We start from the raw sequence: 17,734 nt of genomic DNA on the forward strand, positions 1-17,734 counted from the left end.
CGATATGGAACGCGATAAGCCCCAAACTGCAAAGCCGTCTGCATCGGCGCGCAAGAAGGCAGCGACGGCGCCTGCCCGCCCTGCGCGCGCGCGCGGCGGCGAGGCGCGCGGCATTGCCGACCTGATCCCGGCGATCGGCGAAACCAGCTTTCGCCGCTTCGGTTTCGTGCAGAGCTCGCTGGTCAGCCGCTGGGCCGAGATTGCAGGGCCGCGTTATGCCGCGATGGCCAGCCCCGAATCGATTGCCTTTCCGCGCGGCCAGAAGGCGCAGGGCACGCTCAATCTGGTGGTCACCAGCGCGACCGCGGTCTTCATGCAGCATGCCGAGCCCGAGATCATTGCGCGGGTGAACCGCTTCTTCGGCTATGAGGCGGTAGCGCGGGTGCGATACCGCCATGGCGCGCTCAGCCGCCCGCTGCGGCCCGAGCCGCGCCCCGCAGCGCCGCCGTCGCTCAAGCCGATGGCTATCGCGCCTGCCGATGGCCTCAAGCCGATCGGCGACCCGGAACTGCAGACCGTTCTCGAATCGCTCGCACGCTCGATGGCCGACAAGGAGGCACGCGAGGCTGCGGCCGAGGCAGCGCGTGCAGCCCCGGTTAAGCTGAAAAGCGACAATCTCAAACCCGTGCGCCTGTTTGCGCCGCCACCATCTGACGAGGTCCATTGATGAAAGCGCCCCTGCGCCCCCTGATCGCCCTGACCGCATTTGCCCTGACCGCCGCTTCAGCCGCGCTGCTGCCCGTGGCAGGGACCGCGCAAAGCGCCGCCACCGCCTGGACCGACAAGGTCAGCCAGTCGGATGTCGGTGGCCATGTCCGCGGCAACACCGCCGCGCCGCAGAAGATCATCGAATACATGAGCTATACCTGCCCGCATTGCGCGGCATTCGAGCAGGAATCGAACCCTGCGCTGGCCGACGGGTTCATCGCTACCGGCAAGACCAGCCTTGAAGTGCGCAACTTCATCCGCGACCCTGTCGACCTGACAGTCGCGCTGCTGGCGCGCTGCGGCGAGCCGCGCAGCTTCTTCCGGCGGCACAAGGGCCTGCTCGCCAGCCAGAAGACCTGGCTGGGCAAGGCGGGCAGCATGGGCCGCGAGGGCCAGGCGGCATGGTATCAGGGCGATACCAACGCGCGGCTGCAGCGGATCGCCAGCGATCTTGGCCTGTACGACGAGCTGCGCCGCCACGCGCCGCTCGCCACCGATGCGCAGATCAATGCGTGCCTGGCCAACAAGACCGAACAGAACAAGGTGCTGGCGATGACCAAGTTCGCCACCGACACGGTCAAGGTGCAGGGCACCCCCAGCTTCACGCTGGGCGGCAAGCTGCTGGCCAATGTGTACGACTGGAAAAGTCTGGAACCGCTGCTGGCCAGCCGCTAAAGCGCCATCACACGAGGTTATCCGACATGCGCGGATCTGAATGACAAGGACCAAGCCCTTATGAAGCGTATTGCCAGCCTGATTGCCCTGCCCCTGATGCTGTCGCTCGCCGCGTGCGGTGGCGAGGCGGACACCACCGCCGAAGGTGCCGCCAGCAAGGAGCCGATCGCGGCGATCCCCGCACCCGCCGGCAAGAACTGGTCCGAGACCGTCACCAAGACGGCGGACGGCTATTTCGTGCTGGGCAACCCCGAAGCTCCGATCAAGCTGGTCGAATATGCCTCGCTCACCTGCAGCCATTGCGCCGATTTCGCCGAAACCGCCTTCGCCACCATCCGCGACAAATATGTCGCCAGCGGCCGGGTGAGCTTCGAACTGCGCAACTTCGTGCGCGAACCGCTCGATCTCACCGCATCGATGCTGACCCGCTGCGGCCCGCAGGAAAGCTATTTCGCGCTGACCGAGCAGGTGCTGGCCAACCAGGCCGACATCTTCACCAAGGCGCAGGCGATGGGCCAGCAGCGCTTCGACCAGGTGCTCGCGCTCCCCGACAACCAGCGTTATGTCGCGCTGGCCGAGGGCACGGGGCTGACCGACTTCTTCGCGCAGCGCGGCATCTCGCGCGATCAGTCGAACCAGTGCCTGACCGATATCGACGCAGCGCGCGCGCTGGCCGACGCCACAGGTAAGGCAACCCGCGAGGACAATATCCAGGGCACGCCGACCTTCTTCCTCAACGGACGCCAGGTGGAGTTCACCGGCTGGCCGGCGCTAGAAACCGAGATCCAGGCGATGGGAGCGCGTTAAGCTGAACCAGGGGGGGCTGATCGAGACAGGTGACGACCGGGCGGAAACGCCCGGCGCGCCGATCAGCGCCCCCGCCTTCAATACGCCTTCCTTCACCGCGCCGATGCGGTTCAAGCGATTGAAGCTCAGCGGGTTCAAGAGCTTCGTCGAACCTGCCGAACTGCGCATCGAACCCGGGCTCACCGGCATCGTCGGCCCCAATGGCTGCGGCAAGTCCAACCTGCTGGAGGCTATCCGCTGGGTGATGGGCGAAAGCTCTGCCAAGTCGATGCGTGGCGGCGGGATGGAAGATGTCATCTTCGCCGGCACCGCGACCCGCCCCTCCCGCAATTTCGCCGAAGTCTCGCTGCTTACCGAGGTTAGCCAGCCGGTGTTGGCGGCGGTCTCGGTCGAGGATGGCGAGCTGGAAGTCGTCCGGCGGATCGAGCGCGGCGCAGGCAGCGCCTATCGCGCCAATGGCCGCGATGTGCGCGCCAAGGACGTCGCCCTGCTGTTCGCCGATGCTGCCACCGGCGCGCACAGCCCTGCGTTGGTCAGCCAGGGGCGGATCGCCGCGGTCATTTCCGCGCGGCCATCCGAACGCCGTCAGATGCTCGAGGAAGCCGCCGGAATCGCAGGCCTTCACGTCCGCCGCAAGGATGCCGAGCAGAAACTGCGTGCAACCGAGGCGAACCTCGAGCGGCTGCTGCAGGTGCTGGGCGATATGGAAGCGCGCGCGGCGACGCTGACCAAGCAGGCGCGCGCCGCCGAGCGCTATCGCGCGCTCAGCCGCGAGATCGCGCTCGCCGAAGCGCGCGCGCTGTTCGCCCGCTGGCGTGCCGCAGCAGACGCGGCGAAGCAGGCGCGCGACGAGGCAGGGGCTGCAGAAGCACGGGTGGTCGCAGCGCAGACCGCTCAGGATGAAGCACAGACCCGCCAGCGCACGACGATCGAAGCGGTGGCAACCGCGCGGATGGCGCTGCAGACCGCGCGCGAGGCGAGCCAGTCGCTCGCGCATCGGGTCGCCACCCTGACTGCCGAGCGCGACGCCGCAGCGCAGCGTCTGGCCGATCTCGACCGCCAGCAGGCGCGGATCGCCGAGGACAGCGCGCGCGAAGACCGATTGACGCACGATGCCACCGCCGCGCTGGAGCGGCTCGAGGCGCAAAACACGCGGGTGCAGTCCGATCTTGCTGCCGAAGACGTGCGCGGCCCGGCGCTGACCCAGGCGCAGGATGGCGCCGAGCGCGCGGTCCGCGAGGCGGAAGTCGCGCTGGCCGAAGCACGCGCCGAACTTGCCCGCGCCGATGCCGATATCAAGGTCGCCGATGCCGCGCTTGCCACCGCACGCACGCGCGAGGTCCGCGCGCGCGACGAGCTCGAGCGGACCCGCGCCCAGCTGGGTGGTCTGGGCGATGCCGCCGCGCTGGCACGGTTGCGCGACGAGGCGCTGGCCGACTGCGCCCGCACCTCGGCCGATCGCGAGGCGGCATCCAGAACGCTGGCCGAGGCGCAATCCGGGCGCGATGCGCTGGTGGCAGCGCGCGATGCCGCGCAGTCCGATCTTGCCACGCTGCGCGCCGAGACCAACGCAATGGCGCGCGAGATCGAGGCGCTCACGCGCGATCTGGCCAGGCGCTCCGGCAAAGGCGATCGCGCGCTCGATCAGGTTCAAGCGGACAAGGGCTTTGAGAAAGCACTGGCGGCAGCGCTGGGAGAGGATTTGGGTGCGGTGATCGGCGCGGCGCAGGGTGACGGCCATTTCTGGACCGGAAGCGCCAGCGAGCCCGTTACAATCACGGCGCCGGAGGGCACCGTCCGGCTGGGTGATCATGTCCGCGCGCCCGATGCGCTGCGCGCCCGGCTGGCGATGATCCTGGTCGCCGACACCGATGACGGCCAGGCGCTCGCCCCCGGGATGCGGCTGGTCACCCGTGATGGCCGGATGCGGCGCTGGGACGGTTTCGTGTCTTCGGGCGATGGCGCGGGCGCGGCGGAAAGGCTCGAACGCCGCACCCGGCTGACCGAGCTCGAAGCCGCCCGGCCCGCGCTTGCGGCGCGGCTGGACGCTGCCGACGCCATGCTTGGCGAGAGCCAGCAGCGGCTGGCCGAGGTGCAGGCGCGGATCGCTGCGGGGACCGCCGCGCTCAATGCCGCCGAAGTCGCAGAACGCCAGGCGCTGCGTGACCGCGACCAGGCCGAACACGCGCTGACCCGTGATGGCGAGCGCCGCGACGATCTTGCCGAGCGCATCGAGCGGCTGGCGCAGGATACCGCCGCTGCAGAGGCGGAGCGCGCAGCAGCACAGGCAGCACGCGCGTCGCTTCCCGATGGCGGGGCCCAGCGCGAGCAGGTCACCCTGCTTGCCGAACGCACCCAGGCTGCGCAGAACGCGCTGCGCTCGGCACATGCTGCGCTCGCCGCTCAAGGACAGGCGCTGGCCGCGCTGCGCGAACGCCGCGCGACGGTCCGCGCGGAGATCAAGGGCTGGCAGGGCCGCTCGGGCGAGGCGGCGCAGCGATTGCGCGACATGCAGCTGCGTGCCGCGGAACTGGCAGGCGAACGCGAGGCGATCGCCGAGAAACCCGCAGCGCTGACCGCGCAGATCGCCGCGCTCGAGCAATCGGCGAAGGACGCGCGCTCAGCCCAGGCGCAGGCCGAAAGCGATGCAGCCAAGGCAGAAACGACGCTGGTGCAAGCCGAGCGGATCGCCGCGGCGGCCTTAGAAACCCTGGCACTTGCCCGCGAGGAGCGCGCAGGGGCCAGCGCCCGCGCCGAGCATCAGGACCAGCGGCGGATCGAGCTTGCCCAGGGCTGCGGCGAGCGCTTCCAGTGCCCGCCCCCGGTGCTGCCCGAGCGCTTCGGCTTCGACCCCGAGGGCATCGCCGGAGCCGATAGCGAGGCCGCCGAGCACGAGCGGCTGACCCAGGCGCGCGAACGACTGGGCGCGGTCAACCTGATCGCCGCCGACGAACTCGCCACGCTGGAAACCGAAATGGCGACGATCCGCGCGGAGCATGACGAGCTGGTCGAGGCGATCGGGCGGCTACGCGGATCGATCGGCGCGCTCAACCGCGAAGGACGCCAGCGCCTGCTGGCGGCATTCGCTGCGGTGGACGGCCATTTCCGCGATCTGTTTGCCCGGCTGTTCAACGGCGGCAAGGCGCATCTCGAAATGATCGACAGCGATGATCCGCTCGAGGCGGGGCTAGAGATCATGGCACAGCCGCCGGGCAAGCGTCTTTCCTCGCTCACATTGCTCTCGGGCGGCGAACAGGCGCTGACCGCGGTTGCGCTGATCTTCGGCCTGTTCCTTACCAACCCCGCACCAATCTGCGTGCTCGACGAGGTCGACGCGCCGCTCGACGACGCCAATATCGATCGCTTCTGCGACCTGCTCGACCACATGGCCCGGGTCACCGACACCCGCTACCTCATCGTCACCCACAACGCCGTCACGATGAGCCGCATGCACCGCCTGTTCGGGGTGACAATGGTCGAGCAGGGGGTCAGCCGCCTCGTGTCAGTAGATCTTGGCGGCGCGGTTGATCTGCTCGCGGCGGAGTAGCTTGACGCAAGGGGTTTGATTGAAATCCCAGACGATCGTTTTGTCTATGGCGAAGATCGTATCGTATCCTTCGGTGAACTGGATGGTCGCGCTGTCGCTATCGTCTGGACGGGGCCCGGCTGGCAGAGCCGGATCAATGCCGAACTGCGCAAGGCGTTGAAACTCGACGGCTGAACATCGACCCGGTGTTCGGCTGGACAAATGTTCAGCCACGTGTCCGCTGTCACAGCCTATTGTCCCAAATATGGCAAATGGTCTGTTAACCGCGCTTGACTTGCGCCGTTACCGATAGGACCACAGGCAGCGGGGACGATCGACTGCGACATGACACTTGCCCAAACTGCACCTGACACGCTTTCCGACATGCGCGCGGCCAACCTGCATCTGCAGGCGACGATCGATGGCCTGCGCCAGTCGCTCGAGGCGGCAGCGGTCGAGGCCGACCGGCGCGTCACCCGCGTCCAGTCCGAAGAGGCCGCGCGGATCGCGGACCTGACCGTCACGATCCAGCAGATGCGCGATCAGATGGAGATGCAGCAACAGGCGCATGACCGCGCGCTGCAGGCAGACCGCGCGGGTGCGCAGGCCGAAATCGCCCAGCTCAGGGGCAGCATCGATGCCCTGCGGCTGACGCTGGACGGCGAACGCGCCGTATTCGATCAGGCGCGGATGACGATGGAAGCCGAACATGCCCGCGAGCGACTGGCCCTGCAGCAGCAGGTCCAGGCGCTGCGCGAAAGATTGGACGAACACGTGGTCGCACACATGGGACAGACCGCCGCATGACACCCCCCATAGCCGACACCCTTGCCCGCCCGATGACCGAAGACCAGCGCGCCGCGGCCTTGCGCCGCACCGAGGTGCTGCTCGAGGTCACCCGCAAATGCGCGACGATGACGCAGATCGATGGCGTGCTCGCCATGCTCGTCGAACTCACCTCGCGCGAGCTCAATTGCGATCGCGGCACATTGTTCCTCAACGATCCCAAGACCGGCGAGCTCTATTCGCGTTTTGCGCAAGGAAGCCAGAGCCAGGAAATCCGCATCCTCAACACATCGGGCATCGCGGGCGAGGTCTTCCAGACCGGGCAATCGCTGATGGTCAAGGACGCCTATGCCGATCCGCGCTTCAACAGCACGGTCGACCAGCGCACCGGCTACAAGACGCGCAACATCGTGTGCGTTCCCGTCCGCACTCCGCTGGGCCAGATCATCGGGGTGATGCAGAACATCAACAAGCACGAGGGCGACTTCACCGCCGAGGACGTCTCGCTGCTCGAGGAGATGACCAGCCAGGCGACGGTGTTCCTGCAGAGCCTGCAATCGATCGAGGAGATCGAGCAGGTCCGCGCCAAGGAGCTCGCGTTTCTCTCGATGATTTCCGAGATCAGCTCGGAAGTCGATCTCACCCGGCTGCTGCAGCGCGTGGTGGCTGAAACGGTGCGGATGTTCGAGGCTGAACGTGCGACTATCTTCATCCACGACAAGGCCACCGATACCTTGTTCTCGATGTTTTCAGCCGGCGGCAAGGTCAACGAGATCCGTTTCCCGTCGAGCGCGGGGATCGCAGGTACGGTGTTCACCAGCGGGCAGAGCCTCAACATCCCGCACGCTTATGCCGATCTGCGCTTCAACCCCAGCTTCGATCGGCAGACCGGCTTCTTCACCCGCTGCATCCTGTGCGTGCCGATCATCAACAAGCAGGGCGAGGTCATCGGCGTCACCCAGGTGCTCAACAAGAAGACCGGCGCGTTCACCGACAAGGACGAGCAGCAGCTCAAGACCTTCACCGGGCAGATCGCGATCGCGCTCGAGAACTCCAAGCTGTTCGACGACGTCCAGCGAATGAAGCTCTACAACGAGTCGGTGCTGCAAAGCATGTCCAACGGGGTGATCACGCTCGATCCGCTGGGCAAGGTGATCACCTGCAACCAGGCGATCGAGCGGATCTGGGCGTGCAAGGCGGCAGAGGTCCAGGGCCAGCTGCTTTCCGATCTGCTCGGCGAGACCGGTGGCTGGATCATCGAGCGGATCGAGAAGGTGAAGGAGGAGCGCATCAGCGACATCTTCCCCGATGCCGATGTCGCGCTGTCGGGCGTGCACAAGTCGGTCAACCTCACGATCATGCCCCTGGTGTCCGAAAGCGACGACAGCAAGCTGGGATCAATGCTGATGGTCGAGGACATCAGCAGCGAAAAGCGCATGAAATCGACGATGTCGCGCTACATGGACCCGGTGATCGCCGCGCAGATGATGGATGGCGATGCGCTCGACCTATTGGGCGGGGTCAGTGCCGAAGCGACGATCATGTTCACCGATGTCCGCGGCTTCACCACCATCACCGAGGAATATGGCGCGCAAGGGACGGTGTCGTTCCTCAACGAATATTTCAGCCTGATGGTCGACTGCATCACCGCGCAGGGCGGCATGCTCGACAAGTTCATCGGGGATGCGATCATGGCCTGCTTCGGCCTGCCGATGCCGCACGACGACGATCCCGATCGCGCCGCGCGCGCAGCCATAAACATGATCCGCACCTTGTGGGAATGGAACGCGCAGCGCCGCGACAAGGGGTTGAAGACCGTCGACATGGGCGTGGGCATCCACACCGACAACATCGTTTCGGGCAATATCGGCAGCCCCAAGCGCATGGACTACACCGTGATCGGCGATGGCGTGAACCTCGCCAGCCGGCTGGAAAGCGCGTGCAAGGCCTATTCCGCGCGCATCCTGGCGAGCGAGACCACCGTTGCCAAGTTCAACGGCACCTACCGGATGCGCGATATCGATCTGGTGGTGGTCAAGGGCAAGACCGCGCCTGTCCGCGTATTCGAGCTGCTCGACTATCACGACGCGCAGACCTTTCCGGCGATGCGCGATGTGCTCGGCCATTTCGAGGACGGCATGATCGCCTATCGTGCCGCCCGCTGGGACGAGGCGATCGCCCGCTTCGAGAAATGCCTGTCGCTGAACCCGGGCGACGGCCTGTCGCGCACCTATGTCGACCGCTGCCGCGCGATGCAGGCCAACCCGCCGACACAGGCGTGGGACGGCGTCTGGGTGATGAAGGACAAATAATCACAATGCGTATTGACATCCCTGATCTTTGACAGCGTTACTGCTGCCGAAGCAACGGGGGCGTTTGCATGTCGATCACAGATGATGACCTTGAACAGAAGTTCGTGCGCTTTGCCGAACCCAAACAGATACTGTTTCTGAGTGCAGACCTAGTCGGATCAACCGCCCTAAAGCAGAAGAAACGCAAACAGCGAAAGAGAAATGTCCATCATCCTGACACGCAGGAGTGGGCAACGACACTGCAGTTCTTTTTCACCAGTCTCGGACATTGCTTCGACAAGAAATGGAGCGAACGCAAGGCGCATCTGCTGAGCCTCAAGGATGCGACGCTGGTTGAAAAAAGGCTGGGCACCAAGCCTATACTTTGGAAAACGATCGGCGACGAACTGGTTTACCGCAAATACGTGGCCAATCGTCATCAGGCAAAAGAGTGCATCGACATCTGGATCAATGCGATCCAGGAGCTCTACAAGAGGTTCGAAAAGGATCTCAAGAATCCCGAGATTTCGATCAAATCGACCGCCTGGGTCGGTGAATTTCCGATACAGAACAAGGTTTTGGTTGGCGTCCAGTTTTCAGGATTTTCGGGCCAGGATGGCAATAACTCTGGGCCCGAGCATAATGCCAAGTTGGAAAAAGCAACAAGCGCGGAAGCCGCCACCCGTTCGCAAAAAGCAGATCAGCTTGGAACCTCTCCAGCCCAGTTGCTGGACATCCTGGACGGCTTTGAGAGCAACCCGGTCAAAAATGGCGTCGAGATCGATTTCATCGGCCCTGCGATCGATATCGGGTTTCGACTGACCAAAAAGGCAACACCCAGAAAATTCGTTCTGAGCATTGATGCGGTGTTCCTCTACGTCCTGTCGGAACTGTCCGGCGACGGCGGTTCGCTATCCAATGTCAAGATCAACTATGACGGCTCAGAAATTCTGCAAGGAGTTCTGGGCGGCCTGCCCTACCCGATCTTCTGGATCGACATGAGCAAAAGCGATTCATCCGAAGTCATCGCCGACCAGTTCCTGTTCAGCAAGAACCCGATCGACAAGAACAGCATCTATAAATACTGCATGAAATTCTACGAAGAGAAGCTGAACTATGTCGATCGACCCTATATCATGACCGACGACGGCGTCAGCAAGACGCTGATCAACAAGTTGCCCAAATGGTATGATATTGAACGCACGCGGCTGAAGAAGGACTTTTTCGGGCCTCGCTGACGTCCAGCCGCTACCGGAATTCGCGCAGCCCGCCGAAACACTGCGCGCATGAAGGCTAAAGGGCAAATCGGAGCTGCGGGCAACGATATGGCCGTTCGTGTGTTGGCTCCAGACAGCTTTTTTCCGCCGTCCGCAGCTGCGCTCCTTTCCAGCCGAGGAAAAAAGGGCAGAGGCTCGGGCCATTCGTGCTAGGCGCAATAATGAACCCGACATCGCACGACGCATCCGAACCCGCTTCTGTCACCCCCGCGCCTGTTCCCACTCCGTCGGAGCTGACCCCGCCTGATAGCGCCGAACGACGCAAACGCCGTCTGCGTATCGCGCGCAATATCGCGATCGGTGTGCTGGGCACGCTGTTTGCCATCTGGCTGATCCTGTTCATCACCAAGGGACGTTTTCTCAAGGGCCCGGTCGAAGGCATCGCCTCATCGCTGACCGAACGAGAGGTGGCGGTGAAGGGGGACTTCCAGCTCTACTTCGCGCCTTTCAGGATCAAGTTTTTCGCCGAAGGACTGACGGTTTCGAACCCGGAATGGGCGACGCGCCCCTATCTGTTCACCGCGCGAAGGATAGACACCCGGATCGCGCCGCTGCCGCTGCTGCTCGGCAACTGGCGGTTGTACTGGCTTGACCTGACCGACGGCGCAGTCGACCTCGAATGGAACGCCCGGCGCACCGCCAACACCTGGACATTCGACAGCAGCGGCGATGCCAAGCCGCTGGAGTTGCCGACGATCGACCGGGCTTCGCTGCGCGATACCAAGGTGCGATACCGCGACCCCGTGCTCCAGCTGCTGACCGATCTCGACTTCGCCTCGGTGGTGTCGAACGATGCCAGAATCGGCCAAGCGGTGCGGTTCACCGGCGACGGCACGTTGCGCTCGACCCCCTTCACGCTCAAGGGCGCGCTGCTGACCCCTGATGCCACGGTACAGCGCGGCCAGAACAAGCTTGAGCTGCAGGCGCGCGCTGCCAACAACATCATCGATATCTCGGGCACCCTGCCCAGTCTCGCCGATATCGAGGGCGTACCGCTGGCCACCAGGGCGCGGGGCCGCAATGCCGCCGAGCTGTTGGGGATCATCGGCGTCGTCATCCCGCGCACCCGGACCTACAAACTCAATGCCACGCTGGTGAAGAACGACCGCGAATATCGCTTCACCGGCCTGAAGGGCACGTTCGGCGACAGCGACATCGCGGGCAAATTCACCGTCAACATGGCGGGCGAGCGGGTGCATGTCGATGCGACGCTGGCGACGAAGACACTCGACATCATCGATGTCTCGCCCTTTATCGGCTACAATCCCGATGTCGTGGCGGCGCGCGGCGTCCAGGCGGCGGCTGCGGAAAGCGGTGCGGCCCCTGCCCGTCTGTTGCCCAATGCCAGCCTTCGTGCCGAAGGGCTGCGCGTGTTCGACGCCGATGTGCGTTACACCGCTGCCCGGTTGCGGTCGGATAGCATTCCGATCAGCGACATCTCGGTCACCGTCGATCTCGATGATGGCATGCTCAAGCTGTCGCCTCTGGTGCTGACCATGGCGCGGGGCAAGCTTGAGTCCGATATCGCCATCGACTGGCGCCGCCGCCCGGCGCGCACGCAATATGACATCCGTCTGGCCTCGACCCCGATGGCGCAGCTGCTCAGCGGGTTCGGCGTCGCCGAGGCGGGCACCACCGGCACGGTCAAAGGTCGCATCCAGCTGACCGGCGATGGCGACGCGCTGCACGATTCGCTCGGCAGCGCATCGGGCCGGATGGCGTTCGTCATCCCCAAGGGAACCTTCTGGACGCGCAACGTCCAGCTGGCAGAGCTCGATTTCGGCACCTTCGTCCAGAAGATGTTCGAGGACAAGCTGAAGGACCCGGTGCAGATCAATTGCGGGCTGGTCGCGTTTACCGTGCGCAAGGGCGCGGCGGCGGCGGACCCGATCCTGATCGACACCACCAAGAACGTGATCACCGGGCGCGGCGGCTTCAGCTTCGCCACCGAGCAGATGGACATGGCCTTCCGCGCCGATGGCAAGAAGTTCAGCCTCGTGTCGGGCCAGTCGCCGGTGCAGATCGGCGGCTATTTCTCGTCCGCCAAGCTCAACGTCATCAGCCCCGAACTGCTGGGCCGCGCAGGCGTGGGCCTGGGGCTGGCGGTGCTCGCCGCGCCGCCTGCTGCGCTGCTGGCGTTCGTCGATGTCGGCGATGCCAAGTCTGCCGCCTGCGGTCCGGTTCTGCAGGGCGCAAGGGCCGCCGGCCAGCGCACCACCAAGGGCAAGCCGCGGGACGATGTCGGCAACGGCAAGAAGGCGACCAGCGGCAAGAAGGACGACAAGAAGTTCCTCGGCATCTTCTGACCGGGACATGAAAACGGCGGCGCAGGGTTGCCCCTGCGCCGCCGCTTCGTGTCAGGTCATCAAGCCTTACATCAGGCCGAGGTTCATCACCTTGGTCCAGGCTGCGACGAAGTCCTGGGCAAACTTCTGCTCGCCGTCGCTTGCAGCATAGACTTCCGCCACCGCGCGCAGCTCGGAGTTCGATCCGAACACCAGGTCGACCGGAGTTGCGGTCCACTTGACCTGGCCCGACTTGATGTCGCGGCCTTCATACAGCCCCGGATTGCCCGCCGACTTCGACCACTTGCTGCCCATGTCGAGCAGGTTGACGAAGAATGCGTTGTCGAGCTGTCCCGGCGTGGTGGTGAACACGCCATGCTTGGACCCGCCGGTATTGGCATCCAGCGCGCGCAGTCCGCCGACCAGCACCGTCATTTCGGGCACCGTCAGGCTGAGCAGGTTGGCCCGGTCGATCAGCATGTCCACCGGCGCCATCTCGCTGGCCGCGCTGTAATAGTTGCGGAAGCCATCGGCAGTGGGCTCGAGCGATGCGAACGAGCTGACATCGGTCTGCGCCTGGGTGGCATCGCCGCGACCCGGGGTGAACGGCACGGTCAGGCTGTGCCCGGCCTTGGCTGCGGCCTGTTCGATCGCCGCATTGCCGCCCAGCACGATCAGATCGGCGAGCGAGATCATCTTGCCGCCCTTCTGCGCCTTGTTGAACGATGCCTGCACTGCCTCCAGCTTGCTCACCACGCGGGTGATCTCGGCCGGATTGTTGACCGCCCAGTCCTTTTGCGGGGCCAGACGCACGCGACCGCCATTGGTGCCACCACGCATGTCGGTGTCGCGGTAGCTTGCGGCTGCCGCCCATGCCGCGCGGATCAGCTCGGGCCCGGTCAGGCCACTGGCGAGAACCTGCGACTTGAGCGATGCGACATCGTTCGCATCGACCAGCGGATGCGTCACCGCGGGCACAGGATCCTGCCAGATCAGGTCGACCTTGGGTGCGTCTGCGCCCAGATAACGGGTGCGCGGGCCCATGTCCCGATGGGTCAGCTTGAACCAGGCGCGGGCAAAGGCATCGGCGAACGCGTCCGGATCCTTGTGGAAGCGTTCGGACACCTTGCGATAGCCCGGATCCATCTTCATCGACAGGTCGGTGGTGAACATGATCGGCGCGTGGCGCTTGGTCTTGTCATGCGCATCGGGGACCAGATTGGCCGCGTTCTTGTCGCTGGGGATCCACTGGATCGCGCCTGCAGGGCTGCGGGTCTGGACCCAGTCGAACGCGTACAGATTGTCGAAGTACTGGCTCGTCCAGGCGATTGGATTGACCGACCAGGCGCCTTCCAGGCCGCTGGTGATGGTGTCCGCGCCCTTGCCGGTGCCGCACTTGTTGACCCAGCCGATGCCCTGCTGTTCGGTGGCGGAACCTGCCGGATCGGCGCCCATGCATTCGTCGGGCTTGTGCGCGCCATGCGCCTTGCCGAAGGTATGGCCGCCCGCGATCAGCGCCACGGTTTCCTCGTCGTTCATCGCCATGCGGCCGAAGGTCTCGCGGATGTCACGCGCCGCTGCCAGCGGATCGGGGTTGCCGTTCGGACCCTCGGGGTTGACGTAGATCAGGCCCATCTGGACCGCCGCGAGCGGCTTTTCCAACTGGCGGTCGCCATGATAGCGATCGGCGGCGAGGAACTTCTTCTCGCGGCCCCAATAGACCTTGTCGGCCTCCCAGTCGTCGGTGCGGCCACCGGCGAAGCCGAAGGTCTTGAAGCCCATGGATTCGAGCGCGACGTTGCCGGTGAGCACCATGAGGTCGGCCCAGCTCAGCTTGCGGCCGTACTTCTGCTTGATCGGCCACAGCAGACGGCGCGCACGATCGAGGTTCACGTTGTCGGGCCAGCTGTTGAGCGGCTCGAACCGCTGCTGGCCACCGCCCGCACCGCCGCGGCCATCGGTGACGCGATAGGTGCCCGCGCTGTGCCAGGCCATGCGGATGAAGAACGGACCGTAATGGCCGTAATCCGCCGGCCACCAATCCTGCGAGGTGGTCATCAGCGCCTCGATGTCCTGCTTCACCGCAGCGATGTCCAGCGTCTGGAATTCCTTGGCGTAGTCGAAATCGTCGCCCATCGGGTTCGACTCCGCAGCATGCTGGCGCAGCGGTGACAGGTCGAGCCGCTCGGGCCACCAATCCTGGTTGGACATCGCAGCCGAGCGCGCGGGCGCATCGGTGGCGGTGGGGGCGTTTTCGGCACTCGCCAGCGCTGCAGGCGCGGACAGGCTGAACGCCAGCAAGGCGAACACGGAAACAGATGTGCGATTCATGGGTTGTGGCTCCTGGCAAACCGGCGAATTCGCCGTTCACCAGAGGTTAAGCCCAACCCGCCTGATTTAGAAAACCGATTTTCCTGATATATGTTAGTGAGAAACTAGATCAGGGTCATCAGACCCGACGTTAACGCGCCCGCTGTTTCAGGCGGCTCTCACTGCGTAGATGGCAGGACGATATTTTGGTTCAGGGATGGGAAATCCACGATCCTCTGCGACCGCCAACCAACCCTCGATGGCATCCTGAACATTTTGAACCGCCTCCTCACGGGTATCTCCATGCGCTGAACAGGGCTTTAGATCCGGAACGTCGGCGATCCAGCAATCGTCCTCAGACGACCAGAACAGGTTGATATGATATCGGGGCTCGCTCATTTCTCGATATGTAAGCCATAAGCCTCCACGATATCAAGCAGCTCGCGGACCTGATATCTTTTGGCATCCTTGCCGGTCGGCTGGACGGGGAGCGATCGTGGAACTTTGGGATGCACATATTGGCGGTGACTACCGATGGTCCGATCATGGACAAAGCCAAAGGCTTCGAGCAGCCGGACGAAATCGCGAAAGGATATGACGCCCGCGCGCGAGGCCAAAAGTTGCTGATACAGTTTGGCTGGCTTGACCATAGGTACGACTCCGTGCGGTTTGGAGTGCCCCATTATTCACATGAAACGGCCAGACGCCATTTAACGTTTTCGCCGCTCGCAAACCGTTCAAAACTTCCGCTGCGTCTTCCCGTAGCGCATCTTGCGCGTGCCAGGCTTACCCTCAGTCGCCCGGCCCTTCGGCGCAGCCACGCGTTGCTCGACCGGTAGCCCCAGCTCCTCCGCCTCCAGCTTGCGGATCTCGTCGCGCAACCTTCCGGCTTCCTCGAACTCGAGATCGGCAGCGGCGGCGCGCATCTTCTTCTCCAGCTCCTCGATATAGCCGCGCAGATTGTGGCCGACCATGTGCGGGCGGTCCGCATCGCCGGTATCGATCAGCACGCTGTCCTTGCTGGCGACATGCGCGATGATGTCGCCGATGTTGCGCTTGATCGTCGTGGGGGTGATGCCGTGCTCTTCGTTGTACGCCACCTGCTTCTCGCGGCGGCGGTCGGTCTCGTTGAGCGCGCGTTCCATGCTGCCCGTAATCCGGTCGGCATAGAGGATCACCCGGCCCTCGACGTTGCGCGCGGCGCGGCCGATGGTCTGGATCAATGAGGTTTCGCTGCGCAGGAACCCTTCCTTGTCTGCATCCAGGATCGCGACCAGCCCGCATTCGGGGATGTCCAATCCTTCGCGCAGCAGGTTGATCCCGATCAGCACGTCGTAGACGCCGAGCCGCAGGTCGCGGATCAGCTCGATGCGCTCCAGCGTCTCGACGTCCGAATGCATGTAGCGGACCTTGATCCCCGCCTCGTGCATGTACTCGGTCAGATCCTCGGCCATGCGCTTGGTGAGCGTCGTCACCAGCGTGCGGTAGCCTTGCGCGGCGACCTTCTTGCACTCGTTGATCAGATCGTCGACCTGCTCCTCGACCGGCTTGATCTCCACCGGCGGATCGATGAGTCCGGTGGGACGGATGACCTGCTCGGTGAACACGCCGCCGGTCTGCTCCATCTCCCAGTTGCCCGGCGTCGCCGACACGCTGACCGTCTGCGGGCGCATCGCGTCCCATTCGTTGAAGCGCAGCGGGCGGTTATCGATGCAGCTGGGCAGGCGGAACCCGTATTCGGCGAGCGTCAGCTTGCGGCGGTGGTCGCCGCGCGCCATCGCACCGATCTGCGGCACGGTCTGGTGGCTTTCGTCGAGGAACAGCAGCGCGTTCTCCGGCAGATATTCGAACAGGGTCGGCGGCGGCTCGCCCGGCAGTCGGCCGGTGAGGAAGCGCGAATAGTTCTCGATGCCCGCGCAGCTGCCGGTCGCGGCGATCATCTCGAGGTCGAAATTGGTGCGCTGCTCCAGCCGTTGCGCCTCGAGCAGGCGTCCCTCGATCTCGAGCTCCTTCAGTCGCTCGGTCAGTTCGAAACGGATGGCCGCTGCCGCCTGCTGCATCGTCGGGCCGGGGGTGACATAGTGCGAGTTGGCATAGACCCGCACGCGCTCGAGCTTGTCGCCGGGCCTGCCGGTAAGCGGGTCGAACTCGCTGATCGATTCCACCTCGTCGCCGAAGAACGAAATGCGCCAGGCGACGTCCTCATAGTGCGAGGGAAACAGCTCGAGCGTATCGCCGCGCACGCGGAAGTTGCCGCGGGTGAAGCTCGCGTCGTTGCGCTTGTACTGCAGCGCGACAAGCTTGCGGATCAGCTCGCGCTGGTCGACGCTTTCGCCTGCCTTGATGTCGAAGATCATCGCCGAATAGGTCTCGACCGAGCCGATACCGTAGATGCACGACACCGATGCGACGATGATCACGTCGTCGCGCTCGAGCAGCGATCGGGTGGCCGAATGGCGCATCCGGTCGATTGCCTCGTTTACCGAGCTTTCCTTCTCGATGTACGTGTCCGAGCGCGGCACATAGGCCTCGGGCTGGTAGTAATCATAGTAACTGACGAAATATTCGACGGCGTTTTCGGGGAAGAAGCTCTTGAACTCGCCATAAAGCTGCGCGGCGAGGATCTTGTTGGGCGCCAGGATCAGCGCGGGGCGCTGCGTCGCCTCGATGATCTTGGCCATGGTGAAGGTCTTGCCCGAACCGGTGACGCCGAGCAGCACCTGATCCTGATCGTGCGCCCTGATGCCCTCGACCAGTTCCTTGATCGCGGTCGGCTGGTCGCCCGAGGGCGTGTATTCGCTGACCAGCTTGAACGCGCGCCCGCCCTCGGCCTTTTCGGGGCGCTGCGGCTTGTGCGGCACGAACGTGCCATCGGTTTGCGGCTCTTCAAGACCGCGTCGGATTACCAGTTCTGCCATGCACCGGGATATGCGCAGACGAAGGGCGCGGCGCAAGGGCAGGCACCCGACAAATCGGGGCGATATGCCGGGACAATTGCAATCGCCAAACGGCATCTCTAGGGTTCGGTGCAGGAGATGCGGTCGCGCGTTCACCAACCGGTTTTTGGAG

Annotated in this window: 13 protein-coding genes; 9 read left to right on the forward strand and 4 right to left on the reverse strand. The window is 64.4% G+C overall.

Annotation, left to right across the window (positions count from 1 at the left end; genetic code table 11):
- The first annotated feature begins 4 nt into the window (after positions 1-4).
- The 9 genes from IP68_RS03660 (at position 5) to IP68_RS03695 (ending at position 12,376) form a co-directional block, all read left to right on the forward strand.
- Positions 5-667, forward strand: a complete 663-nt coding sequence (locus IP68_RS03660; RefSeq protein ID WP_082382105.1) for a DUF721 domain-containing protein — start codon at positions 5-7, stop codon at positions 665-667.
- A complete protein-coding gene (locus IP68_RS03665) occupies positions 667-1,383 on the forward strand; it encodes a thioredoxin domain-containing protein (RefSeq protein WP_054133586.1) in 717 nt (238 codons plus the stop codon). Before IP68_RS03660 ends, IP68_RS03665 begins: the two co-directional genes overlap by 1 nt.
- A gap of 60 nt (positions 1,384-1,443) precedes the next feature.
- Complete coding sequence (locus IP68_RS03670) at positions 1,444-2,190, forward strand: thioredoxin domain-containing protein (RefSeq protein WP_054133587.1); 747 nt, start codon at positions 1,444-1,446, stop codon at positions 2,188-2,190.
- Between the two features lie 103 nt (positions 2,191-2,293).
- Positions 2,294-5,737, forward strand: coding sequence for a chromosome segregation protein SMC (smc, locus tag IP68_RS03675; RefSeq protein ID WP_054133588.1), 3,444 nt, complete (start codon positions 2,294-2,296; stop codon positions 5,735-5,737).
- A gap of 15 nt (positions 5,738-5,752) precedes the next feature.
- The gene (locus tag IP68_RS20095) at positions 5,753-5,911 is read left to right on the forward strand and encodes a hypothetical protein (protein WP_156317921.1); all 159 of its coding nucleotides are present in this window, start codon (positions 5,753-5,755) and stop codon (positions 5,909-5,911) included.
- Between the two features lie 150 nt (positions 5,912-6,061).
- Entirely contained in the window at positions 6,062-6,523 is a 462-nt protein-coding gene (locus IP68_RS03680; RefSeq protein WP_150126334.1) for a hypothetical protein, read from the forward strand.
- A complete protein-coding gene (locus IP68_RS03685; RefSeq protein WP_231683677.1) occupies positions 6,520-8,814 on the forward strand; it encodes an adenylate/guanylate cyclase domain-containing protein in 2,295 nt (764 codons plus the stop codon). Before IP68_RS03680 ends, IP68_RS03685 begins: the two co-directional genes overlap by 4 nt.
- 68 nt (positions 8,815-8,882) lie before the next feature.
- Complete coding sequence (locus tag IP68_RS03690; RefSeq protein WP_054133591.1) at positions 8,883-10,031, forward strand: hypothetical protein; 1,149 nt, start codon at positions 8,883-8,885, stop codon at positions 10,029-10,031.
- Between the two features lie 200 nt (positions 10,032-10,231).
- Complete coding sequence (locus IP68_RS03695) at positions 10,232-12,376, forward strand: AsmA family protein (protein ID WP_231683680.1); 2,145 nt, start codon at positions 10,232-10,234, stop codon at positions 12,374-12,376.
- Between the two features lie 66 nt (positions 12,377-12,442).
- Here IP68_RS03695 and katG read toward each other — a convergent pair whose 3' ends face one another.
- The 4 genes from katG to uvrB form a co-directional block, all read right to left on the reverse strand.
- Positions 12,443-14,686 (reverse strand): catalase/peroxidase HPI, encoded by a 2,244-nt coding sequence (gene katG, locus IP68_RS03700; RefSeq protein WP_054133592.1) that lies wholly within the window; start codon positions 14,684-14,686, stop codon positions 12,443-12,445.
- 147 nt (positions 14,687-14,833) lie between these two features.
- Entirely contained in the window at positions 14,834-15,064 is a 231-nt protein-coding gene (locus IP68_RS19665) for a type II toxin-antitoxin system HicB family antitoxin (protein WP_082382088.1), read from the reverse strand.
- The gene (locus IP68_RS03705; protein ID WP_054133593.1) at positions 15,061-15,315 is read right to left on the reverse strand and encodes a type II toxin-antitoxin system HicA family toxin; all 255 of its coding nucleotides are present in this window, start codon (positions 15,313-15,315) and stop codon (positions 15,061-15,063) included. The genes IP68_RS19665 and IP68_RS03705 overlap by 4 nt, the downstream gene beginning before the upstream one ends.
- A gap of 87 nt (positions 15,316-15,402) precedes the next feature.
- Positions 15,403-17,583, reverse strand: a complete 2,181-nt coding sequence (gene uvrB / locus IP68_RS03710) for an excinuclease ABC subunit UvrB (RefSeq protein WP_054133594.1) — start codon at positions 17,581-17,583, stop codon at positions 15,403-15,405.
- Positions 17,584-17,734: the final 151 nt, after the last annotated feature.

The sequence above is a fragment of the Blastomonas sp. AAP25 genome, assembly GCF_001295965.1.
GTDB lineage: Bacteria > Pseudomonadota > Alphaproteobacteria > Sphingomonadales > Sphingomonadaceae > Blastomonas > Blastomonas fulva.